This window comes from Actinacidiphila glaucinigra (genome assembly GCF_035918135.1).
Lineage (GTDB): Bacteria > Actinomycetota > Actinomycetes > Streptomycetales > Streptomycetaceae > Actinacidiphila > Actinacidiphila glaucinigra.
In genome coordinates this window covers 9,314,139-9,336,423 of record NZ_CP109144.1, presented here as the reverse complement: position 1 = coordinate 9,336,423, position 22,285 = coordinate 9,314,139, and the positions used below count along the sequence as shown (strand labels likewise).

Here is a 22,285-nt window from a genome sequence, read left to right as displayed (position 1 = left end):
GCACCCGCACCACGCTCAGCCGGTACCCCTTCACCAGGCTGACAACAAGCCGTGGCGCACGGTTCCGCAGCCGCGGCACGTCATCACGGCGACCATCACAGGAAGTAGGAAACCGCACTTTGACACCACAACCCTCACCCATTCAGCCCGACCCCAGCCTCACACGCCAGCTTCGGCAGTCACGAGTAGGGACAACTGCCGGTCGCCGCACGGGTCATGAACGCGGTCCGGGGGCCGGACGCGTGTCAGGTCCCTGCGCCCAGGGTGGTGGGCCCGGCGGCCGGGGCGCGGGTGCGGGCTGTAGCGGCAGGGAGCCGGCTTTGCGGCGGCGCAGGGCGTTCAGGCGGGCTTGGACTCGGGTGTGGGTGTAGCGGTTGAGGGCGTTGGTCAGTTCCTCCCATTCACGGGCGCTGTCATCGGTGGGGCGGCGGCCGAGGATGTCCAGGCCGGCGTCGTCGTGGCGCCTGCGGTAGTCCGCGATGGCGATGACCAAACGGGTGTAGGTGTGCTCGTCGGCGGCGCTGTCCTGACCAGGGAGGGTGATGCCTGCGATCCAGGCCTCGGGGGCTGGCCCGCCGGTGAGAGCGGCGGTGAGGGCACGGCGACCCAACGCAGCGGCCTGGGTGAGGTGAGCAACGTCGCTGAGGGTCGGCGCGGGACGGCGGCCGGGGACAGGGGGCACGAGCGTGGGCTGTGCAGGCGGGATGGGTGCGGGGCCCGGTGGCGGGGTCAGGGGCGGTGTGGGTGGTGGGGGTGGCACGGTCGGGCCCTCGACCTTGGGTGGCGCAGGCAGCTTCATGGGCGGTATTGGCGGTGGGGGCAGCGGGATGGGGGCGGGGGTGGCGGGTGGTCTGCTGGGACGGCCGGGAGGTGTGGGCAGTAGCGCCGGGGCCAGTTCGCCGGGGCCTTGGGCGCGGGTAGGACGTCGGCCGGGGGTCAGGTCGCGGATGCGGGCGGTCATGGCGTCCCAGGCCGCGGCATCAACGGGGTTGTCCGGGCGTGGGCCGAGGCCGGGCGCCGTGGTGATGGCCTGGCGGGTGCGCCACAGTTCGGTCAGGGCGCAGGTCAGCTCCCAGGCGGTGCGGCGTTCAGGGGAGTCGGCGGGCAGGGGCGGGCCCAGCGGTCGGGCCCAGGCCGGGGGCGAGGCGGCGAGGGTGCGGCCGCGTTGGGCCAGGGCCCAGTCGAGGATGCGGTGGCGTACGGCGAGGTGGTGGCGCCAGTGGGCGGGAGTCGCGGGGTGGTCCTGGGCGGTGCGGTCGGCTACCCAGTCCGGTATGCCGGACGGGTGCGGGGGCCGTTGCGCGCGCCGGCCCGGCGTCCCCGAGCGGCGGCGCAGTTCGGCGTTGACGGCGTCGGTGAGCGCATCGGCCCCGGCAAGGACGGTGCGGGCGTGACGCAGCCGCTGGTCGGTGTCGAAGACGCGGGCGCTGTGGTGGCGGCGTATCGCGGCCAGGAAGGACTGTGACAGGCGCGGGGTGCGGTCGCGTTGCCAGTCCTCGCGCGCCGCGTCCCGCCAGGGTAGGGCGCGGCGCAGGGCGTCCTCGGCGGTGAGCGCGGCCACGGTGTTCGCAGCGGCAGGCGACATAGGGGTGCCGGTGCGTTCGGCGTCACGGCATGCGGTGCGGACGGTGGCCAGGTGGGTGTCGAGTTCGGTGCGGGTGAGCGGGCCATAGGGGCGGTGCGGCCAGGCCGGGTGGGTGCGGCCGGTTCGGGTGACCGGGACCGGCAGCGCGCTGGCGGCGGCGTCGGCGGCCTGCAGTTCGCTGTGGGCGGCCGCACCCAGGCTCGCGGCCCGGGCCATGAGGGTGTGGAGTCGGTGCGACGGCAGTGCTGCCAGCACCCGCCTACCGGAGGCCGCGCCCTGATCGACGCGAGTCAGGCGCTGCAGGCGCCGGATAAGGGCCGCGGCCGGATCCTGACCGTCAGTGAGACTCGGGCCGTGCACGGACTCGGTGCCGTAGGTGGAATGCGGGTTGGGCATGAAGCCCGGGCCCGGCGCGGGATCCGGGCCGACAGTGGCCTCCCCGGCGGGCGTGGTGGCCCGCGCGAGGAGGCCGGGCAGGTCGGCTCCGGCGTGTTCGGCCTTCAGGAGCGCGCGGGCCACAGTGGGGAAGGTGTCCGCGGCCAGCACCGTGGCCGCCTGGCCCGGGCCGAGGGCGCGCTCCAGGAGGCCGGTCAGGCGGTCGGTAATGGCCGCCGCGGCAGCGTCCGCGTACTGTGCAGCCAGCGTGGCCGGGTCGATGGCCTGACGCTGCAATTCGGCGGTGGCTTCGGTCGCCGACACCTGCCTGCGGCGCCGGGCCGCGATCGTCTCCAGTACCTGCGCGACGTCCTGACCGTCGTAATCCAAGGCCAAGTACAGGCGGTTGGTGTGCCGGCCGCGGGTGAGCTGGACGTAGACGCCTTCGCGGGTGGAGGCGGGTGTGGCAAGCGCGTGGGAGGTGTCGACGGTCATGCCCTGGGCGCGGTGGATGGTGGAGGCGTAGCCGAGTTCGCAGTGCGCGGCCACATAGGCGGCGGTCAGGCGGGTCCGTCCGTGGTGGCCGGTGTGACGGACGAGGAGAGACCCGTCGGGCTCGATGGCTTGGACGGTCCAGGTGTCGCCGTTCTTGACGAAGTCGAGGCCTCCACGCACGGTCCGGCGGCGGTCGTTGCGGCGGGTGACGACAACGTCGCCGACATGGGCGCGCAGCCCCCCGCGCAACCGGGCGGAGCGGCCCGCCGTGACGGTGCCACGGTCAAGGTGCCAGGCCTGCGCCCGGGCGTTTAGCGCCGAAACAGTGGCGGTGTCGGGGGCCGTCATCACCGTGCTGCGCCCGGCCGCGGTGTCCTTGGCCCACGCGGCGAAGGCGGCCTGCTGCATCCGGTGCGGTGTGCCGGCGGTGATACGGCCGCGGTCCCGGTACCAGGCGAATGCCTCCCCCAGGTGGTCGCTGTCCCGCAAGACCAGGGACGCGCCGGCCTCCCCGTCGGTGCGGAAGCGGTGCAGCCGGTCCAGTTCGAGCACTCCCCCGCCCGCGGTGATCATGCGCAGCGCGCCGCCGGACTCGACCGCGGCCAGCTGGCGGGGATCTCCCAGCAGCCGCACCAGCGCCCCGGCCGCAGCGGCATCGGCGACCACCTTGTCCAGCAGCCGGGTTCCGGCCATGCCGGCCTCGTCCACCAGCACCACATCACCTGGCCGCAGATCGAAAGCCTCCCTAACCGGGCGGCCTTGAGCGGCCAGCTCGCGCCCTCGCAGCCAGGAGTGCAGGGTGTGCGCGGGCCGGTCAAGGTCGGTGCCGAGCACCCCGGCGGCGCGGGCGGAGGGCGCGAGCGGGATCAGGCGGCCACCGGCCGCGTCCACGGCCGCGGCGAGCAGTCGCATCGCGGTGGTCTTCCCCGACCCGGCCGGCCCCAGCCCGGCCAGCAGCAACGTGTCCGACACAGCGAACGACGCGGCCAGTTCACGTTGTCCGGCATCCAGCCGCCCGCCGTGTCGCGCGGCCACGCCGGCGAACACCTCCCGCCCGACCGGCGCCGCCGCACGCGTCTTGGTGGCGGCCAGCAGCCGCTCCTCGGCCGCCAGCAGCGAGCGCGTGGTGTAGGCGCGGGACCCGATCGACCGGTAGACGCTCTCACCGTCGGCGCGGGTCAGCTCCGGATGCGCCGGGTGAAGGTCGGGCGGGCTGACCTCCTCGCAGTCCGCGTCGGCCAGGGCCCGATCGGCAATCGCGTCGGCGGCATCGGGCGGGGCCGTCGCCCCGGCCAGCGTGCGGGCCAGGTAGCGACGGGCCTCGGCCAGCACATGCCGGTGACGGAACACCGCACGGCGCGCGGAGACTTCGGCAAGCACCTCGGCCGCCGCCCCGGCGACATCCACCTCCGCCACCCGCCCACCGCCCGGACCTAACCCCGTACCAGAAGCCGCTTCACCGGCAGTACGTCCGGCAGCTGCCCCAGGGCCGGCGATCATCCCCGCGGCGGCTTCCTGACGGACACCGGCCGAGGTGGTTTCCCGGCCGGTGGCCTGGGAGCCGGACGCTTGCCGGGCGGCGGCTTGCGCCGCCCTCAGCACGCCGTCCACCGTCGCCTGGTCCGTGGCGGCGATCGCCCGCCGCCGCCAGCCGGCCAGCAGCGCATCCAGCGACCGCGCGGCAGGCTTGGCCTCACGCGTGGACACCCGGGCCTGCTCCAGCAGCCCGTACCGCACAGCCGGACCGGGCTGACGGCCGTACCGACGCTGGTAGTCCTCCAGCAGATCGCCGGCCAGGTCCCGGATCGCGCTGCCGCGCTGAGAAAACAGCTGCCGCAGCCGCGGATCGATGCCCATGACCTGCATCACCGGACGCTGCCCGGCCGTCACCTCCACCGGCTCGGTCCGCAACCCCAACCGCCCGCACAGCAGCTCTAAGGCACGCTGGTTGAACAACTCCGAGGCGCAGACGATCTCCCGGTACAGCAGGCGGGCATCCAGGTTCTGCCACTTCCCGTCCGGGCCCTGAACGCGGGGGCTGATCACGGCATGCTCGTGCAGCATCGGATCCCCGGCCCGCGACTCGTAGTGCAGATACACCGCCGCCACAACCCCAGGCCTCGCCCTCAACTGGGCGCTTCCGCCGGCCCCTGTGCGCACCGCCAGCGCGTGGTCCTCGATCCACGCGATGGTCTCCGTCCGGGCCTGCCCCTGCACCTCGAGCACGACTTGGCGCACCCGTTCGTCTCCGAGCGCGAACAGCAGCGACAGCTCCTGACACGAAAACGTCAGGTCGTACCCGGTGCGGGCTTGGCGCTGCTTTCCGGTGTGGGAGGCCAGGAACCGGGCGAGTTCCTTTCCGTCGCCCGGCGCCCGCCGGTATGCGGCACGAAACGCGCGCGCGGCCACTCGCATCTTCAGGTTCCTGGCCTCGGCCGCCGTCAGCGGCCGGCACAGCTGCTCACTCGCCTGCTGCAGCACCTGCTCGATCTGCCGGTCCAACGGCGAACCTTCCGCAAGGCTGGGTATCGCAGGACCGAGTTTGGCCGCATCCCACGCCTGCTTCTTCGTCGCGCCCGCCCATGTTTCACGCGCCACGATCGCCTCGGCGTCCGGGTGCATCCCCAGCCCGAACAACGCCCGCATCTGCGGCTCGCTCACCTCACCGGCAAGCCCCAAAACCGCCGCGCCCCGCCCGTGCCACTGCCCCACCGGCACCCCGGGCATAGCCGAGGACACCGCGACCCCGCCACCGCGCGCCCCATCACCCTGGGCGATGTTGCGCCGGTAGTAGGCGTATCCAGCAGCTGTGACGGCCTTGCATGTCATTCCCACCCGGCCACGGCACCACAGCAACCAGCACCCGCTACGGCACAGCCAGCCGGCCTCCCCCACCCCGGGCAACAATCACGCTTGGCGTTCCACCCGACGGAACCAACCCCTCACAACGCCACCCCGACCCCGCAAGTGCCAGAGGTGCGAACAACACCCACCAACACCCAGCCGGAGCCCACACCCGCCACCCCACCGCACGTCCACATCGCGGCCTCAAGCCCCGCCGGCAACCACCCTTACAGCGACCTACCCAGCGCCCCCGCCCCACGCCCGACACGACCACATACCCCACACTCACAGCGAGCCAGACAGCTCAAAGCACGGAGCGGGCCCGCAGCACCTCCGTAAGGAGCGCAGGGCAGCACCAGGCCACCCGCCACAGGATGCAGGCGCGGGCGCGGGCGCGGGCGCGGGCGCACGTGCCCGGCCACGGGTGGTGTCCGCGTGGCTTCCCGCCTGGCCCCAGTTGAACGAGCTCTCCGGCCCCAGTAGGCGATCTTCAGAGGGCGGCGCGAACGAATGTCTGGCCCCGCGCTGCGTCCCACAGATCCCGACCCCTGCCCTACCCGCAGCCGGGCGAATGGTCAGGGCGTGAGTGAGCGCCTGTGTTGGCTGTGTGGGGGCAGTGCGCTTCGCAAGGTGACGGTTCGGCCTTGTACCCGGGCCGCCGTGAGCAGGGTGCTGGCCGCGGCGCAGGCCTGGACCGCTGGGAGCGGGCGTGACTCCGCGGCCGGTGAGCAGATGGGTGCAGGCGATGAGGCGGGGCCGGCTCAAGGTTCGATGGGATCGCCGTTGAAGGTGCTGTCGGTGTCCTTGGTCAGCCTGGGCCGATCGGCTGGTCCCCGCGCAGTTCCCGTAGCCGGGCCAGCAGGTCCTGCATGGCGGTGGCTTTGTCATGAGAACGGGCTCTGGCCCAAATTGTGTGGAGCGGTAACTCTCCGTCGCGGTCTTCGGGCAGGCGCTCAGTCGGTGAAATTACCGGTTTCGGACGGTACACGTGGTGGGCCGTGGTCGACGAGCCGCAGGAGCTGTGGGCTTGGCATGTCAGAAGTGGCCAATAGCCTCAGGCGCCATGGGCATACAGATTGATGTAGTGGCGGGTTACCCGATCAACGATGAGATGGAGAGGGTGCTCGGGTTGGCCGAGGCGGTCGGCGAGCCCGTCTCTGTCACGTTCATGTGGGAGGGGCGTGAAGAGTCGGAACGCGCGGTGCTGGTGCCCGCGGCCACGCTGGCGCTCTGGGAGCACTGGGCCCCCGCCGCGTACCCGACGAGTGGAACTGGAGACGAGAACCAGGCTGTGGCAGAGGAGCCGGAACTGGCCCATCCAAAGGAATTCGGCGCGTTCACGCTCTTTCGTCGTCGCGTAGGAGGGCGTACGGCGGTTGCTCGCAAAGGCGTGGTGGTCGCCGAGCTACTGGACCCCCATGAGGCTCACTGGCTCCAGGAGAAGGCCCGCAATGTCCGCCAAGGCTTCATGGATCCGAAGCAGAGGGCGGCGTTCGAGGACTTCCTTGCCCGGCAGGCATCCCTCGATGAGCAGTGACGCGCCGACTCGCACTTCGTGGCCTTGTAGTGGATCTGCGGCTTTTGTTTGCTTTATGTGATGGACTGACGCCTGGTCACGCCAATATGACTCGTTTGCGAAGGAGTTCGAACCCTGCGCGGCCGAACATCTGGCGCTTGAGCATCTTGATGCGGTTGACGTGTCCCTCTACGACACCCGAGTTCCAGGGTTGTGTGAGGCCGGCGGTGACGGCGTCGAGGTCGCGTTCAAGGTGGTGGGCGAACCGGCTGAGACTGATCAGGTCGGTTGTGGCTCTGGCCGATTCGATCCACTGCGGGAGATAGTCGCCTTGCAGGTGGGTGACCATGTGGGCGAAAGAGCGCACGTGCTCGACGAGGGTTGTCAGCTCAGGGCAGTTCGCCAGCGCGGCCTTGAGCTGGAGCCGGTCATTTTCGGTCAGGGCGTCGGGGTGCGTGAGGATCCAACGTGTGACGGCACGGGGGGATGGGGGCCGAGGCCCAACCGGCTGGGGCTTGCCGCGCAGTACCCGGCTGACGTAGTCGCGGACGCTGTTGTAGCCGCGTGGATAGCCCTGCTCGCAGAGCTCCTCCCACAGTTTCCAGGCGTTGGTGCAGCCCTCCTGCCAGCGCTGGTCGAGGTAGGGCTTGTAGGCGTCAAGCGGGGTGGCACGGCTTTGCCACTGGCCGGTGAACAACTCCTCTGGGGTAGTGGCTCGGGAGAAACGCATGACGGTGTTGAGGCTCATGCCGAGCTGCCGGGCGGCGGACCGCTTGCTGTGTCCGGCTTCCAGAAGCGCGTGGATGGTGGCGTGCTTGGCGCGGGTGCGTTCGGCGAACCGGTGCCCTGTCGGCCAAGGCGATGACGTGGTCGGATCCGTTTCCTTTGGTGGTTCGTCCGGCGGTGCCGGGGCGGGGCGCAGGCAGCCGCGATGCCGGTAGACGCACTTCTCCGCGGCCTCGCCAAGGTTGTGCCAAAGGTGCCACCGGTCAGCGACCTGGAGAGCCTGAGGGGCACCGCGGGTGGCGCCTTCGGCGAAGAAGGGGGCGCGGTCGCGGCAGATGATCTCGATACCAGGGCGCTCGGCGAGCCAGGCGGCGAGCGTGTCCGCGTCCCGGTCGGGCAGCAGGTCGATCGGACGACGTGTCTCGACGTCGACGAGCACAGTTCCGTAGATCCCACCCCTGCGCTGGGCGTATTCGTCCACGCCGACCACGCGAGGCGCGGCGGTGGGCGGGTCCGGGAGCGAGGCGACAAGCCTCAACAGGGTATTGCGACTGACCGGGGCCCCGAAGGTATCCATCATCCGGGCACCAGCCCGGCCCGCGAGCGCGAGACCGACCGAGACCAGAGTCGACCTCAGCCGCTCGGTCCGCCGGCCAAACCGACGCGTCAGGCCGGACACCTGCTCGGCGAAGGTCTTGCGCGGACAGGAGTCCTGCGTGCAGACGAACCGACGCACCCGTAACGACACCACGACGAACCTGCCCACTGCTGGTAGATCACGGGGAAACCGCAGGTAGGAGCCGTGTATTCGGCCTGACGAGCATCCGCATCCCGGGCAGGCCGCCCGACTGGAAGTCGTACGGGCCTCGATCCGTACGACCGTGTCGGTCACCTCGACCGACTCCACGGACACACCGTCGATCGAGGAGAACAGCAATTCATCCAGCTGCGGCGGCACTTCGTTCACGGAGAAGGACTGTCGACCACACCGCATTCCAGCCGGGCGATTTTCGGGCGAACTCAACACACATCACATGAAGATCAACAGTCACCCTGCGTACGCAACCACAAGAAGTGGACCAGAGCCTGAGAACGGACAGCAGATGCTCATCACTTCGGGAGGCGCCGCTGTCCGGCGCTGTTCGATTGGTAACGGCACCCAGGCGGTCCCGCTAGGGCGTGTATCGAAAGTGGATCTTGATGTGTGATGATCTTGGTTCGTGGCGCGTGGAGATCTGACGGACGAGCAGTGGGCTGCGCTGGAGCCGCTGCTGCCAGTGCGCAAGAAGGCCGGTCGACCGGCGATATGGACCCGGCGACAGCTGATCGACGGCATACGGTTCCGGGTCCGTACCGGCATCCCGTGGCGGGACGTGCCTGGGCAATACGGCCCGTGGGGCCGGGTGTACGACCTGTTCCGCCGCTGGCAGCGCGACGGCACCTGGCAGCGGATCCTCACCCAACTCCAGGCCCGCGCGGACGCGAAGGACCTGATCACCTGGGATTTGAACGTCGACTCCACCGTCTGCCGGGCCCACCAGCACGCCGCAGGGGCACGGAAAAGGGGGACCTCCAAAAGGAACCACCCGGCGGAATCACCGTCGAGCCGGACGACCACGGGCTCGGACGCTCCCGCGGCGGGTTGACCACCAAGCTGCACCTGGCCGTCGAGCAAGGCCAAAAGCCCATGTCGATCGTGATCACCGCAGGCCAGCGCGGGGACTCCCCGCAGTTCGAGGTCGTCCTCGGCCGCGTCCGGGTACCCCAGCTCGGGGCTGGTAGACCCCGCACCCGACCCCTGCGCGTGCGGGCCGACAAGGCGTACGCCTCCCGCAAGAACCGCGCCTACCTGCGACGACGCGGTATCCGCTGCACCATCCCGGACAAGGCCGACCAGGCCCGCAACCGCAAGAAGCGCGGCTCGCGAGGCGGCCGGCCACCGAAGTTCGACCCGGAGGACTACAAAGCGCGGCACGCAGTCGAATGCGGCATCAACCGCCTCAAGAGACACCGCGCCGTGGCAACACGGTACGACAAACTCGCGGTCCGCTACGAGGCAACAGTCCTCATCGCCGCCATTAACGAATGGCTGTGACCAGCACTTTCGATACACGCCCTAGAGGCGGCCGGTGCGTACGTGCTGCGTGAGGTTGTCGTGGATCTCGCGTAGCCATGGGGTGCGGACGGCGGGCAGCCGGGTCAGGGTTCGCTCGAAGACCCCCCAGTCGATCTGGAACACGTCATGCACACTCGGTGTCGGCGGGTCGTCGCGAAGGACGCCGTCGGGTAGCAGACCCGATGCGGGGACGGGCAGTTGCCGCTCGGGGAAGACCAGCCGGAGCCACACCCCGAACGGCAACGGCACCAGGCAGGCCGGAGCGGGCGAGGCGTCCGGGGCCCATGCCTTCCCGGTCTGCGGGTGGGATGGCACGAGTAGCGTGTCGTTGCTTAATCCTGGGTTATTTGGTTGGGATGGTGGTGTCCGGCAGATGTTCCTTCCCTTCTGCCGAGCGGGAGTTGGTGTGATGGGTTCGCAGAAGAAGAGGCCGGTGGTGCTGACCGCGGCCGATCGTGATGAGTTGGTTCGGGTGACCACGACGGGGGTCCATCCGGCCTCGGTGATCAGGCGGGCGCGGGTGCTGCTCGCGCTGGACACCTCTGCTGGTGAGATCGACTCCCAGGATGCGATCGCTGCCCGGGTCGGGGTCTCGGGCGAGACGCTGCGGCTGGTGGCCAAGCGGTTCGCCGAGAGCGGTGGTGACGTCGAGGCGACGATCCAGCGGAAACCGCGGGATCTCCCGCCGGTGCCCTCGCCGGTGACTGGTGAAGTCGAGGCCCGGCTGATCGCCCTGGCGTGCTCCCAGCCTCCTGCAGGCCGTGCCCGGTGGTCGCTGCGGCTGCTGGAGAAGCACGTCGCCCTGGTCGAGGGCATCCCCGATCTGGACCACTCAACCATCGGGCGGATCTTAAAAAAACGAGGCTGCGTCCTCATCTGAGGAAGTGCTGGACCATCCCACCACGAGCAAACCCGCAGTTCGCGGCCCGGATGCAAGACGTGCTGGCCGTCTATGCCCGACCTTATGACTCGGCCCGCCCAGTGGTGTGCATGGACGAGAAGCCCTACCAACTCCTCGCCCATGCCCGCGACCCGCTCCCGGCCCGCCCCGGCCGCGACGCCCGCCAGGACAGCGAGTACATCCGCTGCGGCACGTGCTCGATCTTTGTGTGGGTTGAACCCCTGCGCGGGTGGCGCCGAGTAGACGCCCAGCCTCGTCGCACCCGGATCGACTGGGCCGGCCAGGTCAAGCGATTACTGACCGAGGACTACCCCGACGCCGAGACCGTGGTCCTGGTCATGGACAACCTCAACACCCACGGCATCGCCTCACTGTACGAAGCATTCGAACCAGCCGAGGCCTTCGCCCTGGCCCAACCCCTCGAGATCCACCACACCCCCAAACACGGGTCATGGCTCAACATCGCAGAGATCGAACTCTCCGCACTGACCCGGCAATGCCTCGACCACCGCATCGCGGACCTCGACACCCTCAACACCGAACTCTCAGCCTGGCAGAACACCACCAACACCGACCAACGTCAGGTGAACTGGCAGTTCACCACCCACGACGCACGCACCAAACTCCGCCACCTATACCCCACACATTAGCTGCGACAGTCTACTAGCTACGTCGTAGCCGACAATTCCGATGCCCAGGGTGGGGCAGGGAACTCGTCGTCATGTGAAAGCCCCGTCAGTGTCTCTGCTCCGGAGTCAGGACGTGTCGGGTCCGGTCCCCGATCCAGGCCGCTTCGAGGATCGCGGTCAGACTGGCAGTGTCGGTCGGGCCTGGATGGTTCTGGATCAAGCGGGTGACGCCACTGGCCATCTCCGCGAAGCGCGGGAGGTCGGCGCGTGCCACGCCGATGTCCGCCAAGGTGGCAGGGATGCCGATGTCGGCAAGGAGCCCGTGGAGCCAGGTGAGGAACGTATCTGCCGCCTCGGCATCCGAGGCGTCGGTCACGTCGAGCCCGCACACCCCGGCGAGGATGGTCAACCGGTCACCGATGGCATCCCTGGCCGCGTCCAGCGCGTAGGGCAGCAGCAGCCCGACGCCCAGGCCGTGCGGTGTGTGGGTGGCTGCGCCGATGGGGTACTGGAGGGCGTGCGGAGCCGCGTTGCCTGCGTGGGAGAATGCGAGCCCGGCCAGCATGGACCCATAGGACATGTCCGCGCGCGCGTCCTTGTCGCCTCCGTCCCTGACGACCTGGGGCAAGCTGCGGGCGATCCGCTTCGCGGCCAGGAGAGCGTAGTGATCGGTGATCGGGTTGCGGCCGAGGAAGACCTGCTCCACCGGGTCGCGCGGTCCGTGGGCCCGGGGTCGCGCGGTGTAGCTCTCCACCGCGTGACAAAACGCGTCGATACCTGAGTGGGCGGTGACGGTCGCAGGACAGGTGTAGGTGAGCTCGGGGTCGACGATGGCGAAGTCGGGCACGATGTGGACGCTGGAGACCCCCACCTTCAGCTCGCGGTCCGGGTCGGTCAACACCGAGACGGGCGTGAGCTCGGAGCCGGTGCCTGACGTCGTCGGGACCGCGACGAGAGGAATCGTCGGCCCCGGCACCTTCGACTCGCCGTAGAAGTCGCGCGGCGTCCCACCGTGGCGCCGGATGACACCGACGATTTTGGCGAGGTCGATCACCGTGCCACCCCCGATGGCAAGGATGACGTCGGCGTCCACCTCTGCGGCAACCGAGACGGCCAGGGCGACATCGGCGAGTGGCACGTCCGGAGTCGCGTCGGAAAACACTCCGACGACTCCGACCTTCTCCCGCACGGCGGCCACGATCTCGGCCACGCCCGGCTGCCCCAGAAGAACCCGGTCGGTCACGATGAGGACTCGCGAGCCACACTCGGCCACCACTCGTGGGATGTTCTGCGCGACCCCTTCGCCCACTATCAGCTGGCGTGGTCCGCGGACGGTCTCAAGCATGTCAGTGCCTCTCTGGAACGTCGGCGGTGATGTGCTGGGCGGACGTCCAGTTCACCTGCGAGACCAAGACGGCGTCGGCTGCCGGGTGGCGCAGGAGCGCGCCGGGCTCCCGGACTCGGCCGTGCCCGGGCGCCCTCGGGTCCATCGCGATGAAGACGTCGCCCCTGGTGGGCGGGTCGGTCGGGTCGAGGGTCCCGCGGACATCGTTGCCAAGGGCGGTACGAGTCAAGGCCGCGACCAGGACCTCGATCATGAGCCCGAGGGCGTAGCCTTGGGGACCGCCGAAAGGGCTGATCGCGCCATCCACCGCCGCGGCCGCGTCTGTGGCGGGCACACCGGCGGAGTCGACGGCGTCCCCGGGTGCTGGCGGATACGTGCCGGCCATGGCCCGGGTCCCGCCCCACGGGTTGAGAACGGTCAGGTCATGTGTGCACAGGGCGCGGTGATCCTCGGGGGGCACCCGGAGCAGCAAACCGGTCACGGTAGGTCGATCGCCGCGTAGGTGACGTCGAGGTACTCAAGGATGCCCTCGTGCGACCCCTCCTTGCCGATCCCGGACTGCTTCACGCCTCCGAACGGAGCTGACGGGTCCGAGATCAGACCACGGTTGATGCCGACCATCCCCGTCTCCAACCCCTCGGTGAACCGGAGCGCCCGCTGGAGGTCGCGGGTGAAGACGTATCCGACCAAGCCGTGCTCGGTGTCGTTGGCCTTCGCCATTACCTGGTCGTCGGACGTGAACGAGATGATCGGCGCCACCGGGCCGAAGATTTCCGCCTGCAGTATCCGCGCGTCTTCGGGCACGTCGGCCAGGACCGTAGGCGGGTAGAAGTGGCCCGGCCCATCCGGACGCCCGCCCCCCACCACGACACGGGCGCCGCGATTGACCGCGTCGGCGACGAGCTCGTCGATCTTGGTGACCGAGGCCTCGTCGATCAACGCCCCGACGTCCACGCCGTCGTCGAGACCATGGCCCAGCGAGAGCGCGCCCATCCGCTGGGCGAAGCGCGCCGTGAACTCCTCGCGCACCGGCTCCTCGACGTAGATTCGGTTGGCCGCGATGCAGGACTCCCCGATGTTGCGCATCTTGGCCACCATGGCACCGTCGAGCGCGACGTCCAGGTCCGCGTCGGCACACACGATCAAGGCCGCGTTGCCGCCCAGTTCCATGGAGGTGCGCAGCACGTTGTCCGCCGCCTGTCGTAGCAGCACTCGCCCGACCTCGGTCGACCCGGTGAACGAAAGCTTGCGGGTCCGACGGTCGGCCAGCAGTGCTGAGACCACGTCGCCGGCACGCTTGGTTGTCACGACGTTGACGACGCCCGGGGGAACGCCGGCCTCCTCCATGATGCGGGCCAGGAACAGCATGGTGAGTGGCGTCTGGGCGGCCGGCTTGGTGATCGTCGTGCAGCCCGCCGCCAGCGCAGGAGCGATCTTGCGGGCACCCATGGCCAACGGAAAGTTCCAGGGCGTCACGAAGACGCACGGTCCGACCGGCTTCGGCACGGTGAGGATGCGATATCCACCAGCGGGAGCGGTGTTGTAGCGCCCCTCGACGCGCACCGCCTCCTCGGCGAACCAACGGAAGAACTCGGCGCCGTAGGCCACCTCTCCCCGAGCCTCGGCGAGCGGCTTGCCCATCTCGAGCGTTATCAGCCGGGCGATCTCCTCGGATCGCCCGGTCAGCGCCCGGTACGTCGCGGTCAGCAACTCCGACCGTTTTCGCGGCGGTGTCGCCGCCCACTCCGCCATTGCCTTGCTCGCCGCGTCCAGAGCGGCGAGCCCGTCAACGACGTCGGCGTCCGGCACCTCGGCGATGCTCTTGCCGGTTGCCGGGTCCTCGACGACAAAGGTGGCTCCGCCGGCGGCGTCGCGCCAGGCGTCGCCGATCCGGAGCCGCCGGTGCTCGGGGGGCAGGACGTTCATCGGGTCACTCATCGCGTCGCCTCCTGTGATGTTCTAGGTGATGTCCGGCGTGACCGCAGCGATCGCGCCACGCGCGTTGACGAACGGGGTTGCACGACCTGGTCGGGGTCGAGGTTGCCGAGCGGGTCGAACGTGGCCTTGGCCCTGCAGCCAGGGTCCGCAGGGCGACGCCCGCGCCACCGATCGCCTTCTTGGGCCATGGCTGCTTCAGCGTCGTCAGGCCGTGCTCACCGGTGACGGTCCACCCGAAGCTCGATCGCCATGTGCGGGCGCATGGTGGGGTCGCCCTGCGCGGTCACCTACCGGCCTCGGACAGCGCCAGCCCGGTGCCCGCATCGAACAGGTGCGCACGGTCCAGGTCGACCGTGACACGCAGCCGCTCGCCCGGCGTACCCGTGACGGTGGGTCGTGCCTTGACCTTGAGGATCTCCGTCCCCACTCGGACGTCGACCACCGTACGGTCACCGAGCGGCTCAAGGCCGTAGAGCTCACCCGACAACGAGGCGTCCCCACGCTGCTCGATGGACAGGTCCTCCGCCCGCAGGCCCAGCAGCAGCGGACGACCGTCCTCAGCCGTGGTCCAGCGGGGGCGCGGCAGCGTCCAGCCTTCCGACCCGACCAGACGATTCCCCTCAGCGTGGCAGGAAAGGAGGCTGATCGCCGGGCTCCCGACGAAGCCTGCGACCCACTGGTTGGCCGGTCGCTCGTACACCTCGGTCGGCGTTCCGACCTGTTGCACCTTCCCCTCCTTGAGGACCGCGACCTGGTCGGCCATGGACAGGGCCTCGACCTGGTCGTTGGTCACGTAAACGAAGGTTCCCCCGAGACTGCGGTGGATGCGGGTGAGCTCGGTGCGCATCTCGACGCGGAGCTTGAGGTCGAGGTTCGTCAGCGGCTCGTCCATGAGAAACGCGCGCGGGCGACGGACCAGCGCCCGGGCCAGGGCGACACGCTGCATCTCACCGCCCGACATCTGCGCGGGACGACGCTGCAGCAGACGTTCGATGTGCAACAGGCTCGACGTCTGCTCGACGGCAGCGGCGATCTCGCTCGAAGAACGGCGGCGTGCCCGCAGCGGCGAAGCGATGTTCTCGTACGCCGTGAGCCGAGGGTAGAGGGCGTAGCTCTGGAAGACCATGGCCAGGTCGCGTGCGGCCGGGGGGTCACCGGTCGCGTCCCTCCCGTCCAGATGCACCGACCCGGCGTCAAGCTGCTCAAGGCCGGCGATCGCCCGCAGGGTCGTCGTCTTGCCCGCCCCGGAGGGCCCGAGCACGACGAAGAACGAGCCGTCCGGCACGTCCAGCGTCACCCCGTCCAGGGCCTGGACTTTGCCGAAGGACTTGCACAGCCCGTGCACTGCCACGGTTCCCATCAGGCCACCAGCTCTTCCGTGCTCACGTCGTAGACCGGCGGGGGCCCGCCGGTGTGCCGCAGCCCGACCGGCGCGTCAGCGGCGAACCGTACAGTCGGTGACATCCGAACCCGTACGTCGCGCCGGCCGCCGTGGTCGACCACACAGATGATTTCGTCTCCCAGCCACTCCGCCGAGACCACGCGGGCCGGGGCCGAACGCTCCGCCCCTGGTTCCGTGACTTCCAGCGCCTCCGGCCGGACGCCTGCGACCAGGCGACGGTCGCGCGGCAGGCTCGGCGGTGGCGGGAGGACCAGTCCGCCCTGACTGCGCAGCTTCCCGTCGGCCACCTCCACCTCGATCAGGTTCATCGGCGGGGAGCCGAGGAATGCGGCACAGAAAAGACTCGCCGGACGGTCGTAGACCTCCAGCGGCGTGCCGATCTGCTCGACGCGGCCCTTGTTGAGGATGGCGATTCTGTGGCCGAGCGACATCGCCTCGACTTGGTCGTGGGTGACGTAAACCATCGTCGTCCCCAGTTCCCCCTGCAGGTGCTTGATCTCCGTGCGCATGTCCGCCCTCAGCTCCGCGTCCAGATTGGTGAGGGGTTCGTCCATGAGGAACGCGCGCGGTCGTCGCACCAGGGCGCGAGCAAGCGCGACGCGCTGCTGCTCCCCGCCGGACAGCCGGTGCGGTCGCCGGTCCAGGAGCGGAGCGAGCCGCATCAGCCGGGCGGCCTCGTCGACCCGCTCGCGCACCTCCGCCTTGGGCAGTCCCTCGGCCCGCAGTGGGAACGCCAGGTTGTCGCGGGTTCTCAGATGCGGGTAGAGAGCGTAGAACTGGAACACCATGGCGATGTCGCGCTCGGCGGGCGGCAGGTCGTTGACCAGCGTGTCGCCGATGCGGATGTCGCCCGTCGTCTGCCTCTCCAGGCCGGCTACGGCTCGCAGCGTGGTCGTCTTGCCGCAGCCCGAAGGGCCGAGCATCACGAACAGCTCGCCGTCGCCGATGGACAGGTCCACGTGATCAACCGCGACCGTCCCGTCCGGGTAGCGCTTGTGCAGCGCGGTCACCTCGATGCCCGCCATCAGCGTCGCACCGCCCCGAGCGTCACACCGGCGACGAGGTGCTTGCGCACCAGGTAGGCGAAGACGAGCACCGGTAGGGCGAACACCACGGAGGCGGCGGCCACGAGACCCCAGTCCACCGTGGTTCCACCGATGAGGCCGGCGATGGCGGGCGGGGCCGTCCGCACGCTGTCGCTGGAGGTGAGGAAGATGGCGAACACGAACTCGTTCCACGAGAAGATGAGTGCGAAGACCGCCGTCGCGGCGATGCCGGGCAGGAGCAGGGGAAGGGTGAATCGCCGGAACGCCTGCAGGCGGGTGTAGCCGTCGAGCATGGCGGCATCCTCGTACTCTGCGGGCACCTCGTCGACGAACCCCTTCATCATCCAGATCGTGAACGGGACGTTGAACGCGGCGTAGATCAGGATCAGGCCGAGCTTGGTGTCGATGAGTCCGACTTGGCGGTACATGAGGAAGATCGGGATCACGACCACCACGGGCGGCATGAAGCGGGTGGACAGGATGAAGAACAGTTGGTCCTTCTTGGCCTTCACGGCGAAGCGCGAGTAGGCCCAGGCCGCCGGGACCCCCAGCACGGTGGCCAGCGCGGTGGAGACCCCGGCGACCACGACGGAGTTGAGGAACGCGACGGACAAGGCCGAGCGACCGCCGCCGGGGGCGACGAACACGTCCTTGAAATGGCCCATCGTGACCTTGAAGTCGAAGAACTTGGCCGGGACGGCGTAGACGTCCCGGTTCTCCTTGATGGACGTCTCGATCATCCACAGCACCGGAAAGAGCATCACAACGGCCAGCACGGTCAGCAGCGCGACCTCCAGCACGGAACGGCCCCAGCCGCGGAGGCGACGCGCGGGGGGCGTGTGATCCCGGACAGGATCTGTGGGCGCGGCCTCGTCGACGGATACGGCCATCAGTCCTCCTTGAGCTTGTTCAAGTAGCGCAGGTAGAGCTGCGTGAGGACCATGACGACGAGGACCATGAGGATCCCGTACGCCGAGGCGGTTCCGGTGTTGAAGCCCAGGAACGCGACCTTGTAGACGTGGAACGACAACGTCTCGGTGGAGACCCCCGGACCTCCGCTGGTGAGGATGTAGACGAGGTCGAACAGCCGGAAGGCCTCGATGGCCCTGAACAACACCGCAATGAGGAGCAGCGGCCACACCAGCGGAAGAGTGATGGTGCGGAACCGGAACCACTCGGACGCCCGATCGATCGAGGCGGCCTCGTACAGGTACTTGGGAACCGCGGTGAGGCCCGCAAGTGCGATGAGCATGATGAACGGCGTCCATTGCCAGGTGTCGACCACGATCAGGGACATCAGTGCCGTTCGCTTCTGGGTGAGCCACTCCACCTGCCCCAGGCCGAGCGAGCCGAGCATGCTGTTGATCACGCCGAATTGCGCGTCGAACATGAATCGCCAGAACAGTCCGACCACGACCGGCGACAACATCATCGGAACCAGGAACAAAGTGGTCAGCAGTCCTCGCCCGTGCGTGCGCCGTGAGATCAGGTAGGCGATGGCGAAACCGAGCACCGTCTGCAGGGTGACCGCGCCGACCACGTAGATCAACGTCGTCAAGGCCCTCAGGTGGACCTGCGCCGACGTCAGGATGGCGGTGTAGTTCTCGAACCAGATGAAATGGGCCGGCCCCCCGCGGGTGGCCGAGTAGTCGGTGAACGACAGGTACAACGCCCACAGCAACGGGAACACCGACATGCCGAGCAGCAGCAGCAGCGCCGGGGAGATGAAGGCCACGGCGAGCCCGCGGTCGCTCAAGCGGCGGGACCGACGTGGTGCAGGCGGCGTCGCGGACGCCACCTGCACCGCGTGGTCGGTCGTCAGAGTGGTGGGGTCACTCACAATCCGCCGCCGCCCTTGCGGCTGCCGGAGTCGAGCACGCTCTGCTGCTCCTTGGCGATGTCGTCGAGCGCGTCCTTCGGCTTTTTCGCGCCGTTCAGAGCCGCGTTCACGTTGGTGTTCTCGATGTCGACGAGGCGCGCGTACTCGGGCACGTTCCACATGTCCCGCATCCGCGGAACGGAGTCGGCGTACACCTGGTTGAACGGCCCGGCATTGAGGAACTCGGGCGACTGCAGGGCGTCCGTACGTGCGGGCACGCCACCAGCCGCGGCCCACTTCTTCTGGATGTCAGCCTGCTCGAACCACTTCATGAAGTTCAGGGCCTCCGCCTGGTTCGCTTCGGCGGAGTAGGCCGACACGTGCATCCCCATGCCGCCGAGAGGCACCAGGTTCGTCTTCTGGCTCGGCAGGGTGGCAAAACCGAGCTTGTCGAGGATCTGCTCCCGCGTGGTGCCGAGCGTCGACTGCTTCGGGTCGAGCAGGCCGCCGCTCGCGGCGATCCAGTTGAACGCGATGCATGCCTTGCCCTGGGCGACCGCCGCGTTCACCTCGTCGATGAACCAGTTGCCGGAACCCTTGGCGGTCAGCGGCTTCATCTTGTTGACCAGGACGTCCATCGCCTCATGGCCCGCGGTGTCGTTGAGGACGCCGTCGATCTTGCGCGTCTTGGAGTCCCAGAGGTTGCCGCCGTAGAGGCCGTTGACCGTGTTGTAGGTCACGGCTGCGGCGTCGGAGCCGTTGGCCTGGTGGAAAGCCAGCCCGCTGACGCCGGGGTGGTCCGCCTGGCACTTCTCGGCGACTGAGATCATCTGGTCCCATGTCTGCGGTGGCTTGTCGCCGATCAGGTCCTTGCGGTAGATCATCGTCCAGGTGTCGCCGAGCAGCGGCAGTCCGTACATGCTGGCGTTTTCGTCGCGCTTGCCGGTCTCCGCCTGGGGGAACTGGCCGTAGGCCGCCAGGAGGTACGGGTTGTAGGCCTTGACGTCGATGTTCTTCTTGACGAAGTCGGTGATGTCGAGGATGTTGCCGTTCGTCACGGCCTCGCCGATGTGTTGCGAGTCCAGGATCGGGATGTCGAAGTCGGTACGGTGCGCTGCAAACTGGGTGAACATCGCGTCGTGCCAGTTCGCGTTCGGCACGGTGTTGACCTTGATGGTCACGTTCGGCCGCTCCTTGGCGTACTCCGCGTTCGCGAAGGCTTCCAGCGCGTGGGCGGGGGGCCAGTCGAACCAGATGAAGCTGAGGGTCAGCGGGTCCTTGGTGAGCTCCGGGATGGTCGCCGGTGCCTTGGGGGCGCTCGCCTGCGTGTCGCCGCCGCAAGCCGCCACGGTCGTGGCCACCAACATGGCCGCCGTCGCCAGCTGCACCTTTCGACCGGGAACGGACAGTCGTCCTAATGGCTTGGGATACCGCATCCTCGTGCCTGCTTTCTGGGTCGGGACTTCTGGAGCCTTGCTGCGTGCTTCGCCGAGCAGTTGCTGGGTGCAGGCGTGTTGCCGGCTGTCGCAGGGGCTGACCCGCGGACCGGCGTCACGAGTACGCCGCGACGTATTGGGGCTTCAGGCGGTCGAGAGGTCCTTCGGCCCTTGTGCGGCCCGGCGGCGAACCAAGTAGGACGTCGAGCATCTTCTTAGGAGCTCAAACTGATCGAAGCGGAGCGATGGCGGGCGGTTCCGCAATGGGTGAAGGATGGCTGGCGTCCGTCACCTTTCCTATACGATCCAAGCGGGCATCAACATCCCGCAGCATGCGACCGATGTCAACAGGTTCGCAAAGACGATAGAAAGGACCTCACGTCACGATGGACGACGAAGCGATGATCGCGAGGGGCCGTGGGGCCATGACGGACGGAACGCCGCCGGGAAGATCTCGTGGCCGGCTTGCCGACGAGGTGTACGACACGCTGCTCGGACAGCTGATGTCGCTACGGATCGAGCCTGGCTCCCGCGTCACGATCGACGTCCTGGCGCGAGAGCTGGGGGTCTCGCAGACGCCGATCCGAGACGCTCTGAACCGGATGGAGGCCGAGGGCCTGGTGGTGCGTGTGCCCCATGCCGGATATCACATTCCCCCCCAAATCACCCGTCAGCGATTCGAGGACATGCTTGAGCTCCGCCTGCTCCTCGAGCCGGCAGCGGCGCGCAGATCCGCCGAACGTGCATCGTTGCAGCAGGTAGCCGGCCTGCGACGAATGCTGGAGGAGATGGCGGAGCTGGAGGGAGGCAGCGGGCCCACGGCCTATGGCGCCTTCGGACTCCGCGACGCCGCTTTTCACGATCTCGTCGCCCTGGGCGCGGAGAACCAGGTCATCCGCGAAGCGCTCGCTCGCCTGCACACGCACGTGCACCTGTTCCGGCTTCTCCACGACGCCCAGGTCACTCACTTGGCCATGGCCGAGCACGAAGAAGTCGTGGCCGCGATCGCCGCGCGTGACCCCGACGCCGCCGCCTACGCCATGCGTCGGCACATCCTGCTGTCCGGCGAGCGGTTCCGACGGTTGTTCGACGAGGGCATGGGCTCGGACGGAATGGCGTAAAGGGTTGACGGGCGGGCTGGGCCGAGGAATGCTGACGCAATCGGATCAGATCCGATCGGATCCGCCTCACCCGCCTCAGATGCGAGGAGAAGCAGGTGCCCAGAGCGCTGCTTCTGACCGGCGACGCCGCCGAGGAGCTCGACACCATGTATCCCTACTACCGCGTGCAGGAGGGCGGCTGGGGCGTTGACGTCTCGTCACGGACGATGCGTGACGTTCAGCTGGTCATCCACGAGTTCGACCCCAACTCCGACGCCTACGTGGAGAAGAACGGCCGAAAGCTGCCCGTCGACGTGCCCTGGGCCGACGTCGACGTCGAGCGCTGCGACGCCCTCATCATCCCTGGGGGACGTGCCCCCGAGTGGATCCGGGTCGACGCCGACGTCAGGCGCATCACCGAGCACTTCTTCGCACGCAACCTCCCGATCGCGCTGGTGTGCCACGGCGCGCAGGTGCCGGCTGTGTACGGGCTGCTGAAGGGCCGGAAGACAGCGTGCTTCCCTCCCATCACCGGTGACATGGAGAACGCGGGCGCGACAGTCATCGACGCTCCCGACGTCGTGGACGGCAACCTCGTCTCCTGCCGGGGCTGGCCCGACATGCCGCAATTCGGCAGGGCCATGATGGAGCTCTTCTCGAAATCCATCAACTCCGCATCGGCATGACCACACCTCACCTGCCCTGGTGAAGCCCGAGCCACTCTCCGCCCTGTGCCACCGCAGTTGTCATGCACCGGTCGCCAGAGGCCAGGCCTCTGGCGATGTCGGCCACCTGGTGGCTCGATCCTGGCCAACCTGTTCAACCCGCGAGTGATCGTCATCGGAGGCGATTCGCCTCGCCGGCCCAGTGGCTGCTGCCATACGCACAAGATCAGCTGCAACGGCTCGTGGTGGCAGCTCCAGCCGCCCAGTGCCGATTCGTCGCTTCCACGCTCAGCTTCGGCGCCGCCTCCCGTGACGCAGCGAGCATGGTGATCAACCACATCATCGAC

General features: G+C 68.8%; 17 protein-coding genes. 6 read left to right on the top strand and 11 right to left on the bottom strand.

The window, feature by feature from the left end; all coding sequences use genetic code 11:
* Positions 1–214 precede the first annotated feature (214 nt).
* Positions 215–5,284, bottom strand: a complete 5,070-nt coding sequence (gene mobF, locus OIE69_RS42400) for a MobF family relaxase (protein WP_326580813.1) — start codon at positions 5,282–5,284, stop codon at positions 215–217.
* A gap of 1,078 nt (positions 5,285–6,362) precedes the next feature.
* On the opposite strand from mobF, the gene OIE69_RS42395 reads away from it, so the two are divergent.
* Positions 6,363–6,836, top strand: a complete 474-nt coding sequence (locus OIE69_RS42395; protein WP_326580812.1) for a hypothetical protein — start codon at positions 6,363–6,365, stop codon at positions 6,834–6,836.
* A gap of 76 nt (positions 6,837–6,912) precedes the next feature.
* On the opposite strand, the gene OIE69_RS42390 is transcribed toward OIE69_RS42395, so the two are convergent.
* A complete protein-coding gene (locus tag OIE69_RS42390) occupies positions 6,913–8,508 on the bottom strand; it encodes an ISL3 family transposase (protein WP_326580811.1) in 1,596 nt (531 codons plus the stop codon).
* Positions 8,509–8,761: 253 nt separating this feature from the next.
* Here OIE69_RS42390 and OIE69_RS42385 point away from each other — a divergent pair.
* Positions 8,762–9,636 (top strand): IS5 family transposase gene (locus OIE69_RS42385; protein ID WP_392567635.1). Its coding sequence is split into 2 segments (ribosomal slippage): positions 8,762–9,152 and positions 9,152–9,636, totalling 876 coding nucleotides; the frame shifts between segments, so codons are not numbered across the junction.
* Between the two features lie 21 nt (positions 9,637–9,657).
* Here the strand turns inward: OIE69_RS42385 and OIE69_RS42380 are convergent.
* A complete protein-coding gene (locus OIE69_RS42380; RefSeq protein WP_326580810.1) occupies positions 9,658–9,972 on the bottom strand; it encodes a hypothetical protein in 315 nt (104 codons plus the stop codon).
* 94 nt (positions 9,973–10,066) lie between these two features.
* On the opposite strand from OIE69_RS42380, the gene OIE69_RS42375 reads away from it, so the two are divergent.
* Positions 10,067–10,537: a helix-turn-helix domain-containing protein gene (locus OIE69_RS42375; protein ID WP_326580792.1), complete on the top strand. Its 471-nt coding sequence runs from the start codon at positions 10,067–10,069 to the stop codon at positions 10,535–10,537.
* Positions 10,426–11,208, top strand: coding sequence for an IS630 family transposase (locus OIE69_RS42370; protein WP_326580809.1), 783 nt, complete (start codon positions 10,426–10,428; stop codon positions 11,206–11,208). Before OIE69_RS42375 ends, OIE69_RS42370 begins: the two co-directional genes overlap by 112 nt.
* A gap of 85 nt (positions 11,209–11,293) precedes the next feature.
* On the opposite strand, the gene OIE69_RS42365 is transcribed toward OIE69_RS42370, so the two are convergent.
* The 8 genes from OIE69_RS42365 to OIE69_RS42330 form a co-directional block, all read right to left on the bottom strand.
* A complete protein-coding gene (locus OIE69_RS42365) occupies positions 11,294–12,532 on the bottom strand; it encodes an iron-containing alcohol dehydrogenase (protein WP_326580808.1) in 1,239 nt (412 codons plus the stop codon).
* 1 nt (position 12,533) lies between these two features.
* Positions 12,534–12,992, bottom strand: a complete 459-nt coding sequence (locus tag OIE69_RS42360; RefSeq protein WP_326580807.1) for an Ldh family oxidoreductase — start codon at positions 12,990–12,992, stop codon at positions 12,534–12,536.
* Between the two features lie 17 nt (positions 12,993–13,009).
* Positions 13,010–14,470 carry an NAD-dependent succinate-semialdehyde dehydrogenase gene (locus OIE69_RS42355; RefSeq protein WP_326580806.1) on the bottom strand — a complete coding sequence of 487 codons (1,461 nt, stop codon included), beginning with the start codon at positions 14,468–14,470 and terminating at the stop codon, positions 13,010–13,012.
* A 283-nt stretch (positions 14,471–14,753) separates the two neighbouring features.
* Entirely contained in the window at positions 14,754–15,767 is a 1,014-nt protein-coding gene (locus tag OIE69_RS42350) for an ABC transporter ATP-binding protein (RefSeq protein WP_326580804.1), read from the bottom strand.
* Positions 15,768–15,829: 62 nt separating this feature from the next.
* Positions 15,830–16,897 (bottom strand): ABC transporter ATP-binding protein, encoded by a 1,068-nt coding sequence (locus OIE69_RS42345; RefSeq protein WP_326580803.1) that lies wholly within the window; start codon positions 16,895–16,897, stop codon positions 15,830–15,832.
* Positions 16,897–17,808 (bottom strand): carbohydrate ABC transporter permease, encoded by a 912-nt coding sequence (locus OIE69_RS42340; protein WP_326580802.1) that lies wholly within the window; start codon positions 17,806–17,808, stop codon positions 16,897–16,899. The genes OIE69_RS42345 and OIE69_RS42340 overlap by 1 nt, the downstream gene beginning before the upstream one ends.
* Positions 17,808–18,674, bottom strand: coding sequence for a carbohydrate ABC transporter permease (locus tag OIE69_RS42335; protein ID WP_326580801.1), 867 nt, complete (start codon positions 18,672–18,674; stop codon positions 17,808–17,810). Before OIE69_RS42335 ends, OIE69_RS42340 begins: the two co-directional genes overlap by 1 nt.
* A gap of 80 nt (positions 18,675–18,754) precedes the next feature.
* Entirely contained in the window at positions 18,755–20,173 is a 1,419-nt protein-coding gene (locus tag OIE69_RS42330; protein WP_326580800.1) for an extracellular solute-binding protein, read from the bottom strand.
* 386 nt (positions 20,174–20,559) lie between these two features.
* On the opposite strand from OIE69_RS42330, the gene OIE69_RS42325 reads away from it, so the two are divergent.
* Positions 20,560–21,294 carry a GntR family transcriptional regulator gene (locus OIE69_RS42325; protein ID WP_326580799.1) on the top strand — a complete coding sequence of 245 codons (735 nt, stop codon included), beginning with the start codon at positions 20,560–20,562 and terminating at the stop codon, positions 21,292–21,294.
* 95 nt (positions 21,295–21,389) lie between these two features.
* Positions 21,390–21,959, top strand: coding sequence for a DJ-1/PfpI family protein (locus OIE69_RS42320; protein ID WP_326580798.1), 570 nt, complete (start codon positions 21,390–21,392; stop codon positions 21,957–21,959).
* Positions 21,960–22,285 lie beyond the last annotated feature (326 nt).